Below are 19,557 nucleotides of genomic sequence, written 5' to 3'. Positions count from 1 at the left end.
CAACGCCCTCCGGCCGGGGCCGGGGCCTCCGGGTAGATGGGCAACCCCCTGGGGCGGAGGCGATGCCTTCGCCGACCCCCTGGAGCCGGAGGAACCGTTCCCCGCATACCCGTCAGGGCCGCGGCCCCGAACAGACCACCCCCGCACCCCACAGCGTTGACGCCACACACGCACTTGCCCACCGGCGGGGGCCTGGGACCCCAAACAGGCGGCAACCCCCGGAACCGGAACCAGGGCCGGAAGCCTCCTGTCGGTGCGACCGGGCTGACACGCCCGGGCCGTGGTCCCGCCGAACCGGTGCCCGGAGGGGCGCCGCGGCGGGGTCGCCGCATGTCAGGGGTGTTTTGCGGGGTTATGTCACCTCGGGGGGAGGAGACCGCTACCCCGGGGAGGAGGGTCGTGCACCCCCGGGGGAACCTAGAATTCTCTCTCGGTCCCCCACAGCCGCCACACCTTCGTTCCGACGTCTCCCCCTGTACGCCCTTCCCCCGTAGAGGAACAGCGCGCCCATGAACAGTTCGGAAGCCGACTCCGGTCGACTCCTGGCCAACCGATACCGCCTGGACGAGGTCATCGGCGCGGGCGGCATGGGCCGGGTCTGGAAGGGGGTCGACACCCTCCTGGACCGGCCGGTCGCCGTCAAGGAGCTGACCACCCCGCCGAACCTGCCCGCGCACGAGGTGGAGGTCCTGCGCACCCGCATGCTCCGCGAGGCGCGCAGCGCCGCCCAGCTCAGCCACCCGTCGATCATCACCGTGTTCGACGTGGCCGAGGAGGACGGCCGCCCCTGGATCGTCATGGAACTGGTCAGCGGCTCCTCCCTGGGCGACCTCATCCGCGAGGGCGGGGTGCTGCCGGTGGCCCGGGTCGCCGACATCGGCGAGCAGATGTGCGCCGGGCTGTCGGAGGCGCACGCCAGCGGCATCGTCCACCGCGACATCAAGCCCGGCAACGTGCTCATCGACGGCAAGGGCCGGTCGGTGCTCACCGACTTCGGCATCGCCCACCTGGACGGCGCCACCCACCTGACCAGCACCGGGCTGCTCATCGGCTCGCCCAGCTACCTGGCGCCGGAGATCGCCCACGGGCACTCCGCCACCCCCGCCTCGGACGTGTGGTCCCTGGGCATCACCCTGTACCAGGCGCTGGAGGGCACCCTGCCCTTCGACCGGCCCACCCCGGTGGCCACGCTGACCGCGATCGTCACCCAGGAGCTCCCGGCCCCCGTCAACGCCGGGCCGCTGGCCCCGCTGCTGCGGGAGCTGTGCGCCAAGAAGCCCGAGGACCGGCCCGACGTCGACACGGTCCGGGCCCGGCTGCGGGAGATCCGGGACCGGGCCGAGGCGGCCGAGGCAGCCGCCCCGGTGGCGCCGACCCTCACCACGACGGTGCCGACCGAGGAGCCGGAGGTGGAGGAGGCGGCCATGGCGTCCGGCCCGCCGCCCGCCCCCGAGCCGGCTCCGGAGCCCGCGGCCGCCGCGCCCCGGACGGCCGGGCGGGACCGGTCCCGGCGGCGCAACCTGCTGGTGGTCGCCGCGGCCTTCGTCGTCCTGGTGGTCGCCGCCGGCACCACGGTCTTCATCAGCATGAACCGGGACGGCGAACCCGACGCCGGGCTGGTCTCCCAGCAGGAGGCCGGGGCGGCCCCGTCGCAGGAGGAGTCGGAGCCGCCGGCCGAGGAGGGCGGCGAGGACGACGACTCCGAGGAGGCCGCGGAGGAGGCCGCGGAGCAGGAGCAGGCCGAGGAGGAGGACCCCTGGGCCGGCGAGATGGCGGTGCACGAGGACTCCAGCGGTTTCGCCGTGGAGTACCCGGCCGACTGGACCCTGCGCAGGCAGGGCCACATGGTCTACTTCGACAACCCCGACGGCGGCTACCTGCTGGTCGACCAGACCGATTCCCCCGGCCCGGACGCAGCCCGGGACTGGCGCGAGTTCGAGCCGCAGGCGCGGGGCGGCTTCCCCGGCTACTCCATGACCGGCATCGAGGAGGTCGAGGGCGGCTGGGCCGACTCCTACCTCACCGCCGCCGACTGGGAGTTCACCTACGACGGCCGGGGCGGGCGCATGCACGCCATCAACCGCGGCTTCCACACCGAGGAGAAGGGCTACGCGCTCTTCCTGGTGGCCAGCAACGAGCACCCCGACCTGAACCGGCAGCTGCTGGACCGGCTCTCGGAGACCTTCGTCCCCGCGGCCTGAGGGCACGGGACGCGCGGGGCCCCGGGGGACGTCCCCCGGGGCCCCGCGCGCGTTCGGCCGGACCCCGGTCAGAACACCGAGCAGTTCGTCGCCTGCGTGAACGTGTCCAGGGCCAGGGCACCCGTCACCGAGTTCCCCTTGGCGTCCAGCCCCGGACCCCAGGCGGCGATCGAGTACCGGCCCGGCACGACCGCCAGGATGCCGCCGCCCACCCCGCTCTTGCAGGGCAGGCCAACCCTGTACGCGAACTCGCCCGCCGCGTCGTAGGTGCCGCAGGTGAGCATGATCGCCAGGATGCGCCGGGCGGCGCCCCGGTCGAGCATCCTGCTCCCGTCCGCCCGCACCCCGTGCCGGGCCAGCAGCAGCCCGGCCCGGGCCAGCTCCGTGGCGGTGATGGTGATGGAGCACTGCCGGAAGTAGTGGTCCAGCGTTTCCGGGACGGGGTTGCGCATGTTCCCGAACCCCGCCATCAGGTGGGCCAGCGCCCGGTTGCGCTCACCCGTCGCCTGCTCCGAGTGCGCCGTCACCCCGTCGGTGTCCAGGTCGGGGTTGCCGGTCTCGGCGCGCAGCAGCTCGCGCAGGGTCGCGAAGGCGTCCCCGGTCTCGGCCAGCAGCTCGTCGGTGACCACGATCGCGCCCGGGTTGATGAACGGGTTGCGCGGGATGCCGTTCTCGAACTCCAGCTGGTAGAGCGAGTTGAACGCGCTGCCGGAGGGCTCCCGGTGCACCCGCTCCCAGATGTGCGTGTCGCCCTTCCGCGTGTCGCCCTTCTGTGTGACCAGCGCCAGCGTGAACACCTTGGTGATGCTCTGCATGGAGAAGCGGAGGTCGGTGTCGCCGACGGTGTGCACCCGCCCGTCCACGGTCGCCACCGCGAACCCGAAGCGGGCCGGGTCCACCCGCCCCAGCTCCGGGATGTAGTCCGCCACCCTCCCCTCGCCGATGTGCGGGCGGACCCGCGCCATCACGACGGTGAGTGCGTCGTCCAGGTCGATCTCGTCATCGTGCGCGCTCGTGGAACCGCTCACCGGATCCCCCTTCGGTCCTCGGGTCAACCGTCCTGGACGAGGCGGGCGTCGTGCACCAGCAGCGCCACCTGCACCCGGTTGTTCAGCCCCAGCTTGGTGAGGATGCTCGACACGTGCGTCTTGACCGTCGGCACGCTCAGGAACAGCGACGCCGCGATGTCGGCGTTGGACCGGCCCTGGCCCACCGCCACCGCCACCTCCAGCTCCCGGGCGTTGAGGGCGGCCAGCCGGCCCCGCGCCCGGTCGGCCCGCGCGTCCGCGTCGTTGTCGCCGACCCGCTCCACCAGCCGCTTCGTCACCGTGGGGGACAGCACCGACATGCCCCGCGCCACCTGGCGCACCGACTCCACGATCTCCGCCGGCGGCGTGTCCTTGAGCAGGAACCCCGCGGCGCCCGCCCGCAGCGCCCGCAGCACGTGCTCGTCGGCGTCGAACGTGGTCAGCACCAGCACCTCCGGCGGGTCCTCCAGCGCCCGCAGCCGCTCCGTGGCGGTCAGCCCGTCCACCGTCGGCATCCGGATGTCCATCAGGACCACGTCCGGGGAGTACCGCTCCACCAGGTCCAGGACCTTGCCGCCGTCCTCCGCCTCGGCCAGGACCTTGATGTCGGGGGCCCCGCCCATCATCATCACCAGCCCCACCCGGACCAGTGCGTCGTCGTCGACGATGACCACGCCGATGTCCCGGGGGTCGCGCTGCGCCTCGCTCATGCGGGCCACGGTAGCCAAGCGGACAGGCACCAGCCACCTTCGGGCGTGCGGCCGTGTTCCAGCCGGCCCGACAGCAGCGACACCCGCTCGGTCAGGCCCACCAGCCCCTGGCCGTCGGAACCGCTCCGCGGACCCGGCGCCGGGGCGCGGCCGTTGCGCACCTCCACGGTCAGGCCCTCCCCGGGGGCGCCCCGCACCGACACGCGGGTGTCCGCGCCCGGGGCGTGCTTGCGCACGTTCGTCAGCCCCTCCTGCACGATCCGGTAGGCGGTGCGGCCCGTCCGGTCCGGGACCGTCCCCTCGTAGTCCTCGGTGAACGCCACCCGCGCCCCGGCCTCGTCGGCCTCCTCCACCAGCTGGCGCAGGTCCGCCATGGTCGGCTGGGGCAGCTCGCCCACCGGGGCGCGCAGCACCCCGATCACCTCCCGCAGGTCCTGGAGGGCCTGGTGGGCGCTCTCCCGGATCACCTTCGCCGAACGCGCGATCTCCCGCGGCGGCGCGTCCGGCCGGTACTCCAGGGCGCCCGCGTGCACGCTCAGCAGCGACAGCCGGTGCCCGAGCACGTCGTGGATCTCCCGGGCCATGGCCTCGCGCACCTGGTGCTGGGCGTGCTCGGCGCGCAGCTGCGCCTCCGTCTCGGCGTGCACCGCCCGCTCGCGCAGCGAGTCCACCAGCTCCCGCCGGTGGTGGACGGTCAGGCCCCAGCCGATGACCGCGCCCTGGATCGCCACCCCCAGCAGGAAGGCGACCAGGGGCGGCAGGTGGGGGTCGGGCAGCAGGAGGGTCTTGAGGCCCACCGAGGCGATGGCCAGGCCGAAGACCACCAGGCTCACCTTGGGCGGCCGGTGCAGGGCCAGCGAGAACAGGGCGATGAGCAGGGCGCCCGAGGTCAGCTCCGTGACGACCGAGACCGCGACCAGCGCCACGGCGATCTGGACCGGCCAGCGCCGCCGCCACCACAGGGACGTGCAGGCCGCCAGGGCCACCAGCCGCTCGGAGGCCTCCCACCAGGTGGGGGGATCGGGCACGGTGATCACGGGGACCTCGCCGCCGGGCGGGCCCGGCGGCGGGAAGTTCAGCACCGTCATGGCCGCGAAGACGAGGGCGAGCAGGAACATGGACAGGTCCACGATCCAGTCGCGCACATCTCTTCTGTACGGCCCGGTGACGGTGTTCATAACGACGCGAGTCTACGTTCCGGCAGGCCGCGGCGGTCCCCCCGCGCACGCGGACGATACCGATGGCGGTGGGCTTACCTACTTCGGTCACCGCCCGCGCGGTTCTCGTCCACTTCCGTCGCGGCGGTGGGTACCGTGGAGTCGATGAGCACTCTGGTGACCGGAGCCACCGGCATGGTGGGCCGACGCGTCCTGACCGAGTTGAAGCGGCGCGGTCTGCCCGCCACCGGTGCCTCGCGCACCGCCGAGAGGCGGCTGGACTGGACCGACACCTCGAACTGGACGGAGGTGCTCGAAGGGGCCTCGCGGGTCTTCGTGGTGACCCCGGTGGGCATGGCCCTGGGGCACCGGGTGGCGGCCTTCCTGGAGCGCGCCGCCGAGGCGGGCGTTGAGCGGGCCGTGGTGATGTCGGCGATGGGCACCGAGCACGCGCCCTCCGACTCCGACCAGCGGGCCGCCGAGTTCAAGGCCAAGGAGCTGTTCGGCCGGGTGACGGTGCTGCGCCCCAACTGGCTGTTCCAGGACTTCACCGAGGGCGTCTTCGCCAACCTGGCCCGCGCCCGCAACGGGCGCCTGGAGCTGCCGGTCAAGCGGCGCACCGAGATCAGCTTCGTGGACGCCCGCGACGTGGCGGCCGCCGCGGTGGAGTCGCTCGTGGGCGACCACGGCGGCAAGGAGTACACCCTCACCGGCCCGCAGCCGCTGACCGTCGGCGGCGTCGTGCGCTGGACCAAGGGCACCGACAGCCCGGTGTGGCGGTTCAAGCCGGTCGACGAGTCCCGCTTCTACTACCGCGCCGCCGACCGCGGCTGGGGCGAGCGCTACATCGACACCCTCAACGAGCGCTTCGCCGCCGCCGTCCGCGGCCGCGCCGCCGACGTCACCGACGACGTCCGCGCCGCCCTGGGCCGCGAGCCCATCCCCCTGGGCCGCTTCGCCCGCGAGTCCACCCTCTGACCGGCCTCTGACCGGCCGCGGACACGGGGACGCCCGGCCCCCCACTGTTGCGGAGCGGGGGCCGGGCGTCCGGTCAGGCGGCTACTTCTTGAGCAGCTGGCGGGCCATCACCAGGCGCTGGATCTGGTTGGTGCCCTCGTAGATCTGGGTGATCTTGGCGTCGCGCATCATGCGCTCCAGCGGGAAGTCCTTGACGTAGCCCGCGCCGCCCAGCAGCTGCACGGCGTCGGTGGTGATCTCCATGGCGGCGTCGGAGGCGTAGCACTTGGCCGCGGCGCCGAAGAAGGCCAGGTCGTTGTCGCCGCGCTCGGACTTGGCGGCGGCCGCGTAGACCATCTGGCGGGCGGTCTCCAGCTTCATCGCCATCTCGGCCAGCATGAACTGGACGCCCTGGAAGTCGGCGATGGCCTTGCCGAACTGCTTGCGCTCCTTGACGTAGGCGACCGCGTGGTCCAGGGCGCCCTGGGCGATGCCGACGGCCTGCGCGCCGATGGTGACGCGGGTGTGGTCCAGGGTGCGCAGCGCGATCTTGAGGCCCTCGCCCGGCTCGCCGACGATCCGGTCGCCCGGGATGCGGACGTTGTCGAAGAACAGCTCGCGGGTGGGGGAGCCCTTGATGCCGAGCTTGCGCTCGGGCTCGCCCAGGGTGAAGCCCGCGTCGTCGGCGTGCAGCACGAACGCGGTGATGTTGCGCCCGCGCGCTCCCTCGGGGTCGGTGACCGCCAGGACGGTGTAGTACTTGCTGACGCCCGCGTTGGTGATCCACGACTTCTGGCCGTTGATGACCCAGTCGTCGCCGTCGCGCACGGCCTGGGTGCGCATGCCCGCGGTGTCGGAGCCGGCCTCGCGCTCGGACAGGCCGTAGGAGAACATCGCCTCGCCGGAGGCGACCTCGGGCAGGTAGCGGCGCTTGACGTCCTCGGAGGCGCCCAGGATGACCGGCATCGTGCCGAGCTTGTTGACCGCTGGGATCAGCGAGGAGGACGCACAGACGCGGGCGACCTCTTCGATGACGATGCAGGTGGCCAGCGCGTCGGCGCCCACGCCGTCGTACTCCTCCGCGATGTGCGGGGCGTGGAAGTCGGTGGCGACCAGGGCGTCGAGGGCGTCCTGGGGGAAGGCGCTCTTCTCGTCGACCTCGGCCGCGTGCGGGGCGATCTTGTCCTCGGCGACGGCGCGCACGGCGGCGCGCAGCTCCTCGTGCTCCTCGGTGGTCTTGAACAGGTCGAAGTCGCTCATCTGCGTTCCTCCGTGGGAGGTGCGCCCTCCCCCGATCAGTGGCACTGGGTGCCTTGGTCTGGCATTCAGTGTCAGAATAGGGGGTGGAGGGTGCGAAGTACACCGCCGCGCGTCGGATACCTTTCGGTGACCGTGCCCGGGCGAGCAGAGGGAGGGGAACGATGGTCGGTGAGCGATCGGCCGCCAAGACGGCGCCCGCGCGCGTGCCCACCCGCGACGTGGTGCTGGCCGCCGTCCGCCTGTTCACCGAGAACGGCTTCGAGGCCACCACGATGGACGACATCGCGGCCGCCGGAGGGGTCAGCCGGCGCAGCCTGTTCCGCCGGTTCGGCACCAAGGAGGACATCCTCTTCGCCGAGCACGACGAGCTGTTCGCCGAGGTCTCCCGGCACCTGGAGACCGCCTCCGGTGACCCCCTGGACACGGTGTTCGCCGCCGCCCGCCTGGTGCTGCGCGACTACCTGCGCGACCCCGAGGTCACCGTCCCCCGGTACCGCCTGGTCCGCGTCCACCCCCGGCTGCGCGACCGCGAGGTGGCGATGACCGCCCGCTACCAGTCCGCGTTCAGCCGCTACCTGGCCGCCCGCGAGGGCGAGGGCGGCCCCGAGGAGCGGTCGCTGGCCGCCGGGGTGACCGCCGCCGCCCTCATCTCCGCGCACAACCACGTGCTCCGCGGCTGGCTGCGCGAACCGGAGCAGGACATCCGCGGGGTGTGGGAGCGCTACGACGCCGCCATGGAGTTCGTCCGCCGCGCCGTCGGCCCGATGCTCCACCCCGGCGGGGTGCCCGGCCGGGACCGGGTCATGGTCGCCGTCTACCCCGCCGACCTGGGCCGGGACGAACTGGTGCGCCGGCTGAGCGCCGCCGTCGACGAGGCCGGCCCCCGGGTCTGACCGGTGGTCCGGGCGCGCCCGGGGCCGCGTAGGCTGGAACGGTTGTCGGCGGGAGAGAACCAAGAGGCGAGCGCGCATGAGTGTGGACACGGCGGGTGCTACCCGGCACGAGGCAGAGGTCGCCGAAGAGGCCCGCCGCCGGCGGACCTTCGCGGTCATCTCCCACCCGGACGCCGGCAAGTCGACCCTCACCGAGGCGCTGGCGCTGCACTCGGCGGCGATCACGTCGGCCGGCGCCGTCCACGGCAAGGGCGACCGCAAGGGCGTGACCTCCGACTGGATGGAGATGGAGCAGGACCGCGGTATCTCCATCACCTCGGCCGCGCTGCGCATCGACTACGAGGGCCGCATCCTCAACCTGCTCGACACCCCCGGCCACGCCGACTTCTCCGAGGACACCTACCGCGTTCTCTCGGCGGTGGACTGCGCCGTCATGCTGCTGGACTCGGCCAAGGGCCTGGAGCCGCAGACCCTCAAGCTCTTCGACGTGTGCCGGGCGCGCCGCATGCCGGTCATCACGTTCGTCAACAAGTGGGACCGCCCCGGCCGCGAGCCGCTGGAGCTGCTGGACGAGATCGAGCAGCGCATCGGCCTGCGCCCCACCCCGCTCAACTGGCCGGTGGGCATCGCGGGCGACTTCCGCGGCCTGGTCGACCGCAGGACCGGTGAGTACACCAAGCTGACCCGTACCCCGGGCGGTGCGACCAAGGCCATCGAGGAGGCCGTGGACGCCGACCGGGCCGCCGAGGTCGAGGGCCAGGCGTGGGAGCAGGCCCAGGAGGAGCTGGAGCTGCTGGAGGCGCTGGGCGCCGACTTCGACCCCGAGTCGTTCCTGGCCGGGAAGTCGTCGCCGGTGCTGTTCGGCGCCGCGCTCACCAACTTCGGCGTCGGCCAGCTGCTGGAGGCCGTGGTGGGCCTGGCGCCCGCCCCGGCGGCCAAGGACGACGTCAACGAGCGGCCGCGCCGGGTCGAGGCCCCGTTCTCCGGCCAGGTCTTCAAGATGCAGGCCAACATGGACAAGAACCACCGGGACCGGATGGCGTTCGTCCGGGTCAGCTCGGGCCGGTTCGACCGGGGCATGGTGCTCACCCACGCGGCCACCGGCCGCCCGTTCGCCACCAAGTACACCCAGGCGGTGTTCGGCGCGGACCGCTCCACCATCGACACCGCCTTCCCCGGCGACGTGATCGCCCTGGTCAACGCGCAGGCGCTGAAGGTGGGCGACACCCTGTACGACGGCCCCAAGGTGGAGTTCCCGGCGATCCCGAGCTTCGCGCCGGAGCACTTCGTGGTGGCCCGGGCCAAGGACGCGGGCAAGTACAAGCAGTTCCAGAAGGGGATCGCCCAGCTCGACGCCGAGGGCGTGGTGCAGGTGCTGACCTCGGACGTGCGCGGTGAGCAAGCCCCGGTGCTGGCGGCGGTCGGCCCGCTGCAGTTCGACGTGGTCAAGCACCGCATGGAGCAGGAGTTCCGCAGCCCCATCGAGGTCTCGCCGCTGGAGTACTCGGTGGCGCGGCGCACCGACGAGGGGTCGGCGCCGACCCTGCACGGCCTTTCCGGGGCCGAGGTGCTGCGCCGCCGTTCCGACGGTGAACTGCTGGTGCTGGTGCACAACAAGTGGCGGCTGCGGGTCATTGAACGCGACCACCCGTCGCTGTTCATGGAACCGCTGCTGGCCGGCGGCGTCGTCGAGGACGACTGACGCCCTTTAGCAGACGGTGCGGGGGAGCGGAAAAGGACCCCCGGCCTTAACGGTCGGCGCTGCTCCCGGGGCTCCGGCGCACCCGGGGAACAGGGGCTCGGAAGACCCGTGGGCCGGAACAGGTGTGAACTCCCGTTCCGCGGGCACACTCTTTGCCCATCCGGGACGACCTCGCGCGCGTTCCGGGGGGCGGGGTGGTGTGCGGTGCCCGGGGCAGAGGTCAAGATCACCGCACCCGGGGTACCCCGCATCAACCCCCGTGATCAGGGCGAAGGTACTCTGATAGGTGGCCACTAGGGCGCGTTCGGACAGCTGATCGCATCCCGTCGTGTCCGGGTATGTCCATATCTGTGAAGGACACCCGGCAGGCGAGGTTCGTGAGGTGATCGGGGTGCTCAGGGGACCGGCGCAGGAGGTGCCGCGGCGTCGGGGGAGAACCCTCCGGGGCTCCGCGATGTCTCAGGGCGATCACGGAGTAAACGACATCTGGCAAAGATTGCAAATCTTCACCGCACGGTAATTCTTGTCACATCTGGGTATGTGTTGCATGTCACCTGTCCGTGAATCGGTGAAACTTATATGATTTTGCTTAATCGTCGTTTAACAAAACAGAACAATAACGAGTGAACAAGAACGTGGAGGCGGACCGCCCCGCGTCTGACGCACCTCACGTATCCCCCGCCTGGAAAGGTTGACCTCGGGCATGAGCGAAGACGACAAAGAGCGCACGGTAGAGCTCCACTACGAGGGCGGCGTGCTGAAGCTGCCGGTGTTCACCGGCACCGAGGGTGAGCAGACCATCGAGCTGAAGACCCTGCTGGGCTCGACGGGCATGACCACCCTGGACCCGGGGTTCGGCAACACCGCTTCGTGTAGCTCGAAGATCACCTATATCGACGGGGCCGCCGGGATCCTCCGCTACCGCGGGTACCCGATCCAGGACCTCGCCGTGGGCAGCACCTTCCTTGAGGTGGCCTACCTGGTGATCTACGGCGAGCTGCCGGAGCCCGGCCAGCTCAAGGAGTTCTCCGACAAGCTGCGCGAGAACGCCGACATCCCGGCCGAGATGGGCGCGTTCCTGGACGCGATGCCCCGCAACGGTCACCCGATGGCCCTGCTCGCCAGCGCCGTCAACACCCTGTCCGCGTACTACGCCGACAGCGTCGACCCGTCCGACGAGGCCCAGGTCGAGCTCGCCACGATCCGGCTGTTGGCCAAGCTGCCGACGATCGCGGCCCGCATCTACCGCAACTCCATCGGCGCCGAGCCGATCGGCCCGGACGACTCCCTCGACTACGTCGAGAACTTCGTCCGGATGACCTTCGGCGACAACGCCGCCACCGGTGAGCTGGGCGACCTCTTCGGCAAGGCCGTGGACCTGCTCCTCATCCTGCACGCCGACCACGAGCTCAACTGCTCCACCGCCACCGTGCGCACCGTCGGCTCCTCGCAGGCCGACATCTTCGCCAGCGTCGCCGCCGGCGTCAACGCCCTGTCCGGCCCGTCCCACGGCGGCGCCAACCAGGCCGTGCTGGAGATGCTCGACGAGATCCGCGACTCGGGCGTCACCATCGAGGAGTTCCTGGAGCGCGTCAAGGCCCGCGAGGTCCGCCTCATGGGCTTCGGCCACCGGGTCTACAAGAACTTCGACCCGCGCAGCAAGGAGATCAAGGGCCTCGCGACCCAGATCCTGGACCGCGACGAGAACCCCGACGAGCTGTTCGCGCTGGCCCTCAAGCTGGAGGCCGCCGCGCTCGCCGACTCCTACTTCACCGAGCGCAAGCTCTACCCGAACGTCGACTTCTACACCGGCGTGATCTACCGGGCCATGGGCTTCCCGACCAACATGTTCACCGTGCTGTTCGCGATCGGCCGCCTGCCCGGCTGGATCGCGCACTACCGCGAGCAGCTGCACGACCCGGCCTTCCGGATCGCGCGCCCGCGCCAGCACTACATCGGCTCCGCCGAGCGCCGCTACCCGGGTCTGGGCTAGTCCCCGGCAGGGAGCGTACGGAGCGCCCGCCTCGTCTTTTGACGGGGCGGGCGTCCTTTTTGTCCGGGTATTCGAGTCATCCATACCGGCACAGAACCGTCCCTTTCCGCGTATTTTGCGGACACCCTGCCGTCGACGTGCGACTTTGAGGGGAGATTGCAGGGTGCGCCCTCTCCGACGGGAGCGCACAAGGGAGGTGGGACGACCATGATGCGCAACATGCTGGCCGGGGAGATCCTCGGTGCCATGAGCAGGAACTGGTGGATGGTGGTCCTCCGCGGTGTCGCCGCGGTGCTCTTCGGTCTGATCGCGCTGATCTGGCCCGGCCTGACCACCGTCGCCCTGGCGATCGTGTTCGGTGCCTACGCCCTCGTCGACGCGATCCTGCTCGGATACGCGGCCTTCCGGGCCGCGGCGGGAACGCGCACCCCGCTCGTGGTCCAGGCGGTGCTCAGCGCCATCGTGGGTCTGATCGCCCTGATCTGGCCGGTCGCCGCAGTCCTCGCGCTGGTGTTCGTGATCGGTGCGTGGGCGATCATCACCGGTGTCTCCGAGATCGTCACCGCCGTCCGCCTGCGCGCCCACATCAGCTCCGAGTGGCTGCTGATCTTCGCCGGTGCGCTCTCGGTCGTGTTCGGCCTGCTGCTGTGGTTCTGGCCGCTGGCCGGGGCGCAGGCGATCGTGTTCGTGGTCGGTATCTACGCGCTGATCTTCGGTGTCGTCATGATCGTCTCCGGGGTCCGGCTGCGCGGTGCCGCCGATGCCATGGCCGACGCGGACGCCATGGCCTCCGCCGACATGTCCGAGATGCCGGAGAACCCGGTGAGCGCCTTCGACGACGGGTACGCGGAGGGCTACAGCGAGGGCTACCGGGGCGACCCGAACGCGCCCGGCCGGCCGACCGGCGAGGACACCGGCGACACCGGGGCGGTGCGCCGCAGCGGCGGCCGCCACCGCGCCCCGGGCGAGGGCGGCGACCCGGGCACCGAGGGCCCGGCCTAGCCGCACCGACCCGCCTAGGACTCGCTGACGAGAAGGGGGCCGCTGCGGTCGACCTGGCTTCCGGGGACGACCGAGGCGGCCTTCTCCCGCTGCCAGGCCGCGAAGTGCGGCGAGGCGCGGTGCGCCGCCAGGGCCGACTCGTCGGCGAACACCTCGCACACCCAGAACAGGTCGGGGTCGGCGGCGTCGGCCGTCACGTCGAAGCGCAGGCAGCCCGGCTCCTCGCGGACCGAGGTCGCGGCGTGCCGGGAGATCCCGCTGACGAACGCGTCGCGGCGGCCGGGCAGGGTCCGCACCGAGATGACCAGGGACAGCGGGCGGTCGGACACGGCGGCTCCTACGGGGGCGGGGGCGGGGACGGGTGCCCGATCCTAGCGCCCGTATCCGGGGTGCGCGGCGGCCGGGGCGCGGTTACCATGGCGGCGTGTACTTCCAGATGTACGGCTAGCGGCCCGGCGTCACCGACGCCCCGGCGCCCCGCCCCGTGAGCGGGCCGGGCGCCCCCGTGCCCTACCCGTAGCAGCCTTCGACATCTGGAGAGTCCCGACGTGACACGTCGTGCCCACATCGCCATGGTCGGCGTCCCGGCCGTCAGCCACACCCTGCCCAGCCTGGAGATCCTCCGCGAACTGGTCCGCAGGGGCCACCGCGTCACGGTCGCCAACGACACGCTCATGGCCGACCTCATCACCCCGACCGGGGCCGAGCTCGTCCCGTTCACCACCACCCTGCCCACCGGGGACGAGGAGTGGCCGGACGACCCCGTCGAGGGCATGGACGTGTTCCTCGACGACGCGGTCAACGCCCTGCCCGTCATCCGCGACTCCTACGACGCCGACCGGCCCGACGTGTTCCTGTACGACATCGGCGGGTACGCCGCCCGGGTGCTCGGTATCCGGTGGGGGATCCCCAGCGTGCAGCTGTCCCCGACCTACGTCGCCTGGGCCGACCACCAGGAGACGGTGATGTCCTGGCTGGCCGAGCAGCCCGGCGCCGCCGAGCACTTCGCCAAGTTCGACGCCTGGCTCGCCGAGAACGGCGTCGCCGGGCTGGACCACGCCGCCTTCGCCGGCCGCCCGGACCGGACGCTGGCGCTCATCCCGCGGGAGATGCAGCCGTTCGCCGACACCGTCGCCGACACGGTCACCTTCGTCGGACCCTGCCTGGGCGACCGGGCCGACCAGGGGGAGTGGACGCGCCCCGCCGGCGCGGAGCGGGTCGTCCTGGTGTCCCTGGGGTCGGCCTACACCAACCGGCCCGGGTTCTACCGGGCGTGCGTCGAGGCGTTCGCCGGGCTGCCCGGATGGCACGTGGTGCTCCAGGTCGGCAGGTACGTCGACCCGGCTGACCTGGGGGAGGTGCCCGCGAACGTCGAGGTGCACCCGTGGGTGCCGCAGCTGTCCGTGCTGCGGCAGGCCGACGCGTTCGTCACCCACGCGGGCATGGGCGGCGCCGGCGAAGGGCTGTACTGCGGCGTCCCGATGATCGCCGTGCCCCAGGCCGTGGACCAGTTCGACAACGCCGACCGCCTCCAGGAGCTGGGGGTGGCCCGGCGGCTCGACGACAGGGCCGAGGACCCGGCCGCCCTGCGGTCGGCGCTGCTGGAGCTGACCGCCGACCCGGGGGTGGCCGCCCGCCTGGCCGAGATCTCCGCCAGGCTGCGGAACCAGGGCACGGCGTACGCGGCAGACCTCATCGAGGCCGAGATCCCGTAGCCGGTCCCGGAGCCGGGGGTCCCGGGCCCCGGGGGCGCGTTCCGGCCGCGGGCCGGCGCGCGCCCCCTGCCGTACCCCCGCCCCCTCGTCCCCGTCCCCTCGCGGAAGGAACACCCGTGGACCACCTCGTCATCGTCACCGGAGGCCCCGGCTCCGGCAAGACCACCCTCATCGACCACCTGGCCGGGCTCGGGTACGCCCGCACCGAGGAGGCGGGCCGGGCCGTCATCCGCGACCAGCGCGCGATCGACGGGCCCGGCCTGGCCTGGCGCGACGACACCCTGTTCGCGGAGCTGATGCTGGCCTGGGACATCCGCTCGCACCGGGAGGCGGCGGCACTGCCCGGCCCGGTGTTCTGCGACCGCGGGGTGCCGGACATGGCCGGGTACTTCCTGCTGCGCGGGCTGCCGGTGCCCGCGCACGTGGACGCCGCCGCGCGCCGCTTCCGGTACCGGCGCACCGTCTTCCTCGCCCCGCCCTGGCCGGAGATCTTCACCGGGGACGCCGAGCGCCACCAGTCGTGGGAGGAGGCCCTGCGCACCGGCCGCGCCATGCGGGAGGCCTACCCGCGGTACGGCTACGACCCGGTGGAGCTGCCCCGGGTCCCGGTGGCCGAGCGGGCCCGGTTCGTGCTGGCGGCCCTGGCCGAGGAGGACCGGGGTCAGGGCCACGGAGAGTGAGAATTTCACTCATGCACTTTTGCGGCGGAAGGGGTGGATGAGCCCGGGAGGTGACGGGGCGGCCGGCGGTTCACGAACGTGCCGTAAGTGGCCGTTCACGGCCGTAAATCCGGCCCTCCCTTGTGATCGGCACAGCCCCCCGCCAGACTCTTCTAGGTAAAGGGAGCATTGACCGTGCGCGTCCACCCGGTGGGCGCGGGGCGGACGGACGCGGGGAGTGGTACGGAAGGTGGCGAGCGCGTCGGAGGCGAATACGCCGCCCATGAGCTGGGAGGGCATCGAACACGCGCTCAACCGGGTGCGCGGGGAGCTGAAGCGGATCACGCTCAACCTGGCCGACCTGGACGACCACGTCGGCCACCGGATGCTCAAGGGCGCCGACCTGCGCGGCCGCACCCGGGAGCGGTGGGAGCACGCCGACCGCCATATCCACCGCCTGTGGTCGACCTTCGACGCCTTCCGCCGCACGGTGGAGCAGGCCACCGACCACCACGGGCTGGGCAGCAGGCGCGCCTCCGACCAGACCCGGCTGACCTTCCTGCTCACCGGCCCCTGCCTGGAGCTGCCGCTGGAGAAGGCCCCGCTGCACGAACGCGGGCTGCTGGACACCGACACCGAGCACATCACCCTGGCCGAGGCCGTCGCCCGGATGACCGCCGACTACGAGGAGATCACCGAGGTCGTCTCGGCCGCCGAGACCGCCTGGAACACCCTGCACCCCCGCCTGGCCGAGCTCGATTCGCTGTGGCGGGAGGTCGGCACCCTCGGCGACATGATCGAGGAGGCGGGCGACGGGACCGGCGATGAGGAGGGCGAGGAGCGCGAGGAGGCGCTGCGCTCGGAGCTGTCCCGGGTCGGCGACACCGTCCGCCGCGACCCCCTCTCCCTGCTGGGAGCCGACCGGCAGGTCGACACCACGGATCTGCACCGCCTGCGCAAGCGGCTGGAGGCGGTGCGCGGCGAGCTGCGCGACGCCCTGCGCATGCGCGACTCCTACCGCGAGAGCACCGGCCGCCTCGTCTCCGCCGTCGACGACCTGGAGGCGACCCTGGCCTCCCTGCGCGAGCGGCGCGCCCACGTCGTCAGCCGCATCCGCGAACCGGAGGCGATCGAGGTCCCCGACCCGGTGCCCGCGCTGCGCGCCCGCATCGAGGCGATGGACGCCCTGCGCGCCCGCGGCCGCTGGCGCGAGCTGGGCGTGCTGCTCGGCGAGGTGCAGGCGGCCGTCCACACCGCCGCCGACGACGCCCGCGAGCGCGGGGAGAACCTGGAGGGCCTGCTGGCCCGGCGGGACGAGCTGCGCGGCCGGCTGGAGGCCTACCGCGTCCGCTCGGTCCGGCTGGGCCTGGCCGAGGACCCGCGGGTCGGGGAACTCCACGCCCGCGCGCACCGGGAGCTGTGGACCGCGCCCGGCGACCTGCGGGCCGCCACGGTCGCCCTGGCCGCCTACCGCAGGTCGATGGAGGAACCCGGGGTGACCGAAACCACCCAGGGCAGAACCACACCGGGTGCAGGCGCGTCAGACGGCGAGAGCGATGGTGGTGTGAGCAGATGACGAAGTGCACGAAGCCCGGGTGCGGCGGTGCGATCGAGGACGGTTTCTGTGTCGTGTGCGGGCTGGAGCCCGCGCCCGGCGCAGCGTCCCCGGTGCCCCCTGCGCCCGGACCCACGCAGAACCCCTCCTTCCCGCCCGCCGCGTCCTGGGGCACCGGGCCGCAACCGGGTTATGCGGCGTCCCAGAACCCCTCCGGGGCGCAGCCGGGGTACGCGGCGCCCGGACGGCCCCCGGGGCCGCCGGCCCCGCACCCGTCGGCGCCCCAGCAGTCGGCGGCACAGCAGCCGCCGGCACCGCAGGCGGCCCCGCGGCCGCCGCAGTACCCGCCCCCGGCGCAGTTCCACCCCTCGGGCCCGCAGGGGTCCTTCGGCGCGCCCCCGCCCGGCGGCCCGCCGCTCGGCCCGCCGCCGTCCGGTCCGCAGCACTCCTTCGCCGCGCCGAGCGGCCCGGGCACGCCCCCGGGCACGCCTCCCGGCGCGGCCTCCTCCGGCGGCAGCGGCCTCGACCAGTGGCCGGGTTCGTCCGACGGCGACGACATCGGCGACCCCATCCACTCCCACCCCATCTCGGGCAACATCCGCCTCTCGGGCCGCTCCGGACCCGGCAGCATCACCGGTGCCGTCGGCGGCGGCTCGGGCCCTGGCTCCGGCCGCACCCGGCGCTCCACCCGCGGCATGCTCGGCGCGGGCATGGTCGTCGTCCCCCCGGTGCCCTACCGGGACCCGGCCGAGGCGATCATGAAGAACCCGGTGGTCTCGGAGAAGAACCGGTTCTGCGGCAACTGCGGCGAGAAGGTCGGCCGCACCCGCGGCGACCACCAGGGCCGCACCGAGGGGTTCTGCCGCAAGTGCGGCACCCAGTACTCCTTCACCCCCAAGCTCAGCGCCGGGGACAAGGTCGGCGGCCAGTACGAGGTGCTGGGCTGCCTCGCCCACGGCGGCCTGGGCTGGATCTACCTGGCCCGCGACCGCAACGTCAACGACCGCTGGGTGGTGCTCAAGGGCCTGCTCAACGCCGGCGACGCCGAGGCGCACAAGGCCGCGGCCGCCGAGCGGGCCTTCCTCTCCGAGGTCGAGCACCCCAACATCGTCAAGATCATCAACTTCTCCCAGCACCCCGACGCGCGCACGGGCATCCCCGCCGGGCACATCGTCATGGAGTACGTCGGCGGCAAGTCGCTGCGCGAACTCCTGATGGAGCGCCGCGAGCAGGACCCCGACGCGGTGCTGCCGGTGGACCAGGTCATCGCGTACGGCCTGGAGGTCCTGCGGGCGCTCGGCTACCTGCACTCCAGGGGCCTGCTGTACTGCGACTTCAAGCCCGACAACGTCATCCAGAGCGAAGAGCAGATCAAGCTCATCGACCTGGGCGGCGTGCGCCGCATGGACGACGCCGTCAGCCCCGTCTACACCACCCCCGGCTACCGGGTCCCCGAGGACGAGCTGCGCGGCCCCGGCCCGACCGTCAGCGCCGACCTGTACTCGGTGGGGCGGGCGCTGGCCGTGCTGAGCTTCCGGTTCAGCTTCATGCGCGAATACCCGCACGAGCTGCCGCCGCGCGCGTCCATCCCGCTGCTGGAGCGCTACGAGTCCTACGACCGGCTGCTGCGCCGGTCCACCCACCCGGAGATGGAGCGCCGCTTCCACGACGCCTCCGACATGGCCGACCAGCTCACCGGCGTGCTGCGGGAGGTGCTCTCCGACATGGAGGGCGCGCCCCACCCGGCGCCCTCGACCCTGTTCGGCGGCGAGAACTTCACCATCGGTTCCGACGTGGGCCGGGCCGACCGCATGCTCGTCCCGCCCTCGCCCACCGAGGCGGCGACGCTGCTGCCCGCACCGCTGATCGACCCCACCGACCCGGCCTCCCAGCACCTGCGGGGTTTCCAGGCCCTGGCGCCGGAGGAGCTGGTCACGGCGCTGCGGGCCATGCCGGAGCCCACCCCCGAGACGCTGCTGATGCTGGCCCGGACGCTCATCACCCTGGGCAGGCACGGGCCGGCCATGGACGTGCTGCACCAGTTCAGCGAGCGCATCCCGGGCGACTGGCGCACCATGTGGTACCTGGCGGTCGCCGAGCTGAGCACCGGGCACTTCCAGGGTGCCCGCGAGCACTTCGACGAGCTGTACGGCCACCTGCCCGGGGAGAGCGCCCCCAAGCTCGGCCTGGCGCTGGCCTGCGAGCGCACCGGGGAGCACGCGATCGCCGCGCGGCACTACCAGAACGTGTGGAACACCGACCACTCCTTCGTCAGCGCCGCGTTCGGCCTGGCCCGCATCCGGCTGGCCCAGGGCGACCGCGACGGGGCCATCGCGGTCCTGGACACGGTGCCGGAGCTGTCCAGCCTGTACGTGCACGCCCAGACGGCGCTCATCTCCGTACTGGTGGCCCGCCACCCCGGCCGGGACGCCGACGACCTGGTGCGCGCCGGACAGCGCCTGGAGCGGCTGGGACTGGACAGCGAGTCCACCGACCGGCTGGCCGCGCGGGCCCTGGAGTCCGCGCTGGACTGGCTGGGGGCCGGCGGCCGGGCCGACGGGACGGTGCTGCTGGGCGGTCCGCTCACCGAGGAGGGCGTGCGCGCCAACCTGGAGCAGCGCTACCGCGACCTGGCGCACCGGTCCACCTCGGTCACGGAACGGTACGAGCTGATCGATAAGGCCAACTCCCTACGACCCGTGACGCTGCTGTGAGGATCGAAGGA

The 19,557-nt window shown here is 72.6% G+C and carries 15 protein-coding genes; 10 read left to right on the top strand and 5 right to left on the bottom strand.

Annotated features, from left to right (window positions below; translation table 11 throughout):
* The first annotated feature begins 509 nt into the window (after positions 1-509).
* The gene (locus ACJOT3_RS12210) at positions 510-2,201 is read left to right on the top strand and encodes a serine/threonine-protein kinase (RefSeq protein ID WP_406972017.1); all 1,692 of its coding nucleotides are present in this window, start codon (positions 510-512) and stop codon (positions 2,199-2,201) included.
* 68 nt (positions 2,202-2,269) lie between these two features.
* Here ACJOT3_RS12210 and ACJOT3_RS12205 read toward each other — a convergent pair whose 3' ends face one another.
* The 3 genes from ACJOT3_RS12205 to ACJOT3_RS12195 are packed head-to-tail and all read right to left on the bottom strand — an operon-like array spanning position 2,270 to position 5,117.
* On the bottom strand, positions 2,270-3,229 hold the full coding sequence (locus ACJOT3_RS12205) for a glutaminase (RefSeq protein WP_406972015.1): 960 nt from the start codon (positions 3,227-3,229) through the stop codon (positions 2,270-2,272).
* Between the two features lie 23 nt (positions 3,230-3,252).
* Positions 3,253-3,939, bottom strand: coding sequence for a response regulator transcription factor (locus ACJOT3_RS12200; protein WP_406972013.1), 687 nt, complete (start codon positions 3,937-3,939; stop codon positions 3,253-3,255).
* Complete coding sequence (locus ACJOT3_RS12195; protein WP_406972011.1) at positions 3,936-5,117, bottom strand: sensor histidine kinase; 1,182 nt, start codon at positions 5,115-5,117, stop codon at positions 3,936-3,938. The genes ACJOT3_RS12200 and ACJOT3_RS12195 overlap by 4 nt, the downstream gene beginning before the upstream one ends.
* A 144-nt stretch (positions 5,118-5,261) precedes the next feature.
* Between ACJOT3_RS12195 and ACJOT3_RS12190 the strand changes: the two genes are divergently transcribed.
* The gene (locus ACJOT3_RS12190) at positions 5,262-6,074 is read left to right on the top strand and encodes an NAD(P)H-binding protein (protein WP_406972009.1); all 813 of its coding nucleotides are present in this window, start codon (positions 5,262-5,264) and stop codon (positions 6,072-6,074) included.
* A gap of 81 nt (positions 6,075-6,155) precedes the next feature.
* Here ACJOT3_RS12190 and ACJOT3_RS12185 read toward each other — a convergent pair whose 3' ends face one another.
* Complete coding sequence (locus tag ACJOT3_RS12185) at positions 6,156-7,313, bottom strand: acyl-CoA dehydrogenase family protein (RefSeq protein WP_406972007.1); 1,158 nt, start codon at positions 7,311-7,313, stop codon at positions 6,156-6,158.
* 161 nt (positions 7,314-7,474) lie between these two features.
* On the opposite strand from ACJOT3_RS12185, the gene ACJOT3_RS12180 reads away from it, so the two are divergent.
* The 4 genes from ACJOT3_RS12180 (at position 7,475) to ACJOT3_RS12165 (ending at position 12,903) form a co-directional block, all read left to right on the top strand.
* Entirely contained in the window at positions 7,475-8,206 is a 732-nt protein-coding gene (locus ACJOT3_RS12180; protein WP_406972005.1) for a TetR/AcrR family transcriptional regulator, read from the top strand.
* A gap of 76 nt (positions 8,207-8,282) precedes the next feature.
* Positions 8,283-9,908, top strand: coding sequence for a peptide chain release factor 3 (locus tag ACJOT3_RS12175; protein ID WP_406972003.1), 1,626 nt, complete (start codon positions 8,283-8,285; stop codon positions 9,906-9,908).
* Positions 9,909-10,611: 703 nt separating this feature from the next.
* Positions 10,612-11,901, top strand: a complete 1,290-nt coding sequence (locus tag ACJOT3_RS12170; RefSeq protein WP_406972001.1) for a citrate synthase — start codon at positions 10,612-10,614, stop codon at positions 11,899-11,901.
* A 207-nt stretch (positions 11,902-12,108) separates the two neighbouring features.
* Positions 12,109-12,903 carry an HdeD family acid-resistance protein gene (locus ACJOT3_RS12165; RefSeq protein ID WP_406971999.1) on the top strand — a complete coding sequence of 265 codons (795 nt, stop codon included), beginning with the start codon at positions 12,109-12,111 and terminating at the stop codon, positions 12,901-12,903.
* 14 nt (positions 12,904-12,917) lie between these two features.
* Here ACJOT3_RS12165 and ACJOT3_RS12160 read toward each other — a convergent pair whose 3' ends face one another.
* Positions 12,918-13,232: a putative quinol monooxygenase gene (locus ACJOT3_RS12160; RefSeq protein WP_406971997.1), complete on the bottom strand. Its 315-nt coding sequence runs from the start codon at positions 13,230-13,232 to the stop codon at positions 12,918-12,920.
* 243 nt (positions 13,233-13,475) lie between these two features.
* Here ACJOT3_RS12160 and ACJOT3_RS12155 point away from each other — a divergent pair, with 243 nt between their 5' ends.
* The 4 genes from ACJOT3_RS12155 to ACJOT3_RS12140 all read left to right on the top strand — a co-directional run bounded on the left by ACJOT3_RS12155 (position 13,476) and on the right by ACJOT3_RS12140 (position 19,546).
* Entirely contained in the window at positions 13,476-14,618 is a 1,143-nt protein-coding gene (locus ACJOT3_RS12155; protein WP_406972021.1) for a macrolide family glycosyltransferase, read from the top strand.
* Between the two features lie 116 nt (positions 14,619-14,734).
* Positions 14,735-15,298 carry an AAA family ATPase gene (locus tag ACJOT3_RS12150; RefSeq protein WP_406971995.1) on the top strand — a complete coding sequence of 188 codons (564 nt, stop codon included), beginning with the start codon at positions 14,735-14,737 and terminating at the stop codon, positions 15,296-15,298.
* 262 nt (positions 15,299-15,560) lie between these two features.
* Positions 15,561-16,853, top strand: coding sequence for a coiled-coil domain-containing protein (locus ACJOT3_RS12145; protein WP_406971993.1), 1,293 nt, complete (start codon positions 15,561-15,563; stop codon positions 16,851-16,853).
* Positions 16,850-19,546 carry a serine/threonine-protein kinase gene (locus ACJOT3_RS12140; protein WP_406971991.1) on the top strand — a complete coding sequence of 899 codons (2,697 nt, stop codon included), beginning with the start codon at positions 16,850-16,852 and terminating at the stop codon, positions 19,544-19,546. The genes ACJOT3_RS12145 and ACJOT3_RS12140 overlap by 4 nt, the downstream gene beginning before the upstream one ends.
* Positions 19,547-19,557: the final 11 nt, after the last annotated feature.

Origin of the sequence: Nocardiopsis protaetiae, from assembly GCF_045446735.1 — a bacterium.
GTDB classification, from domain to species: Bacteria; Actinomycetota; Actinomycetes; order Streptosporangiales; family Streptosporangiaceae; genus Nocardiopsis; species Nocardiopsis protaetiae.
This window is presented reverse-complemented; position numbering and strand designations above follow the sequence as displayed.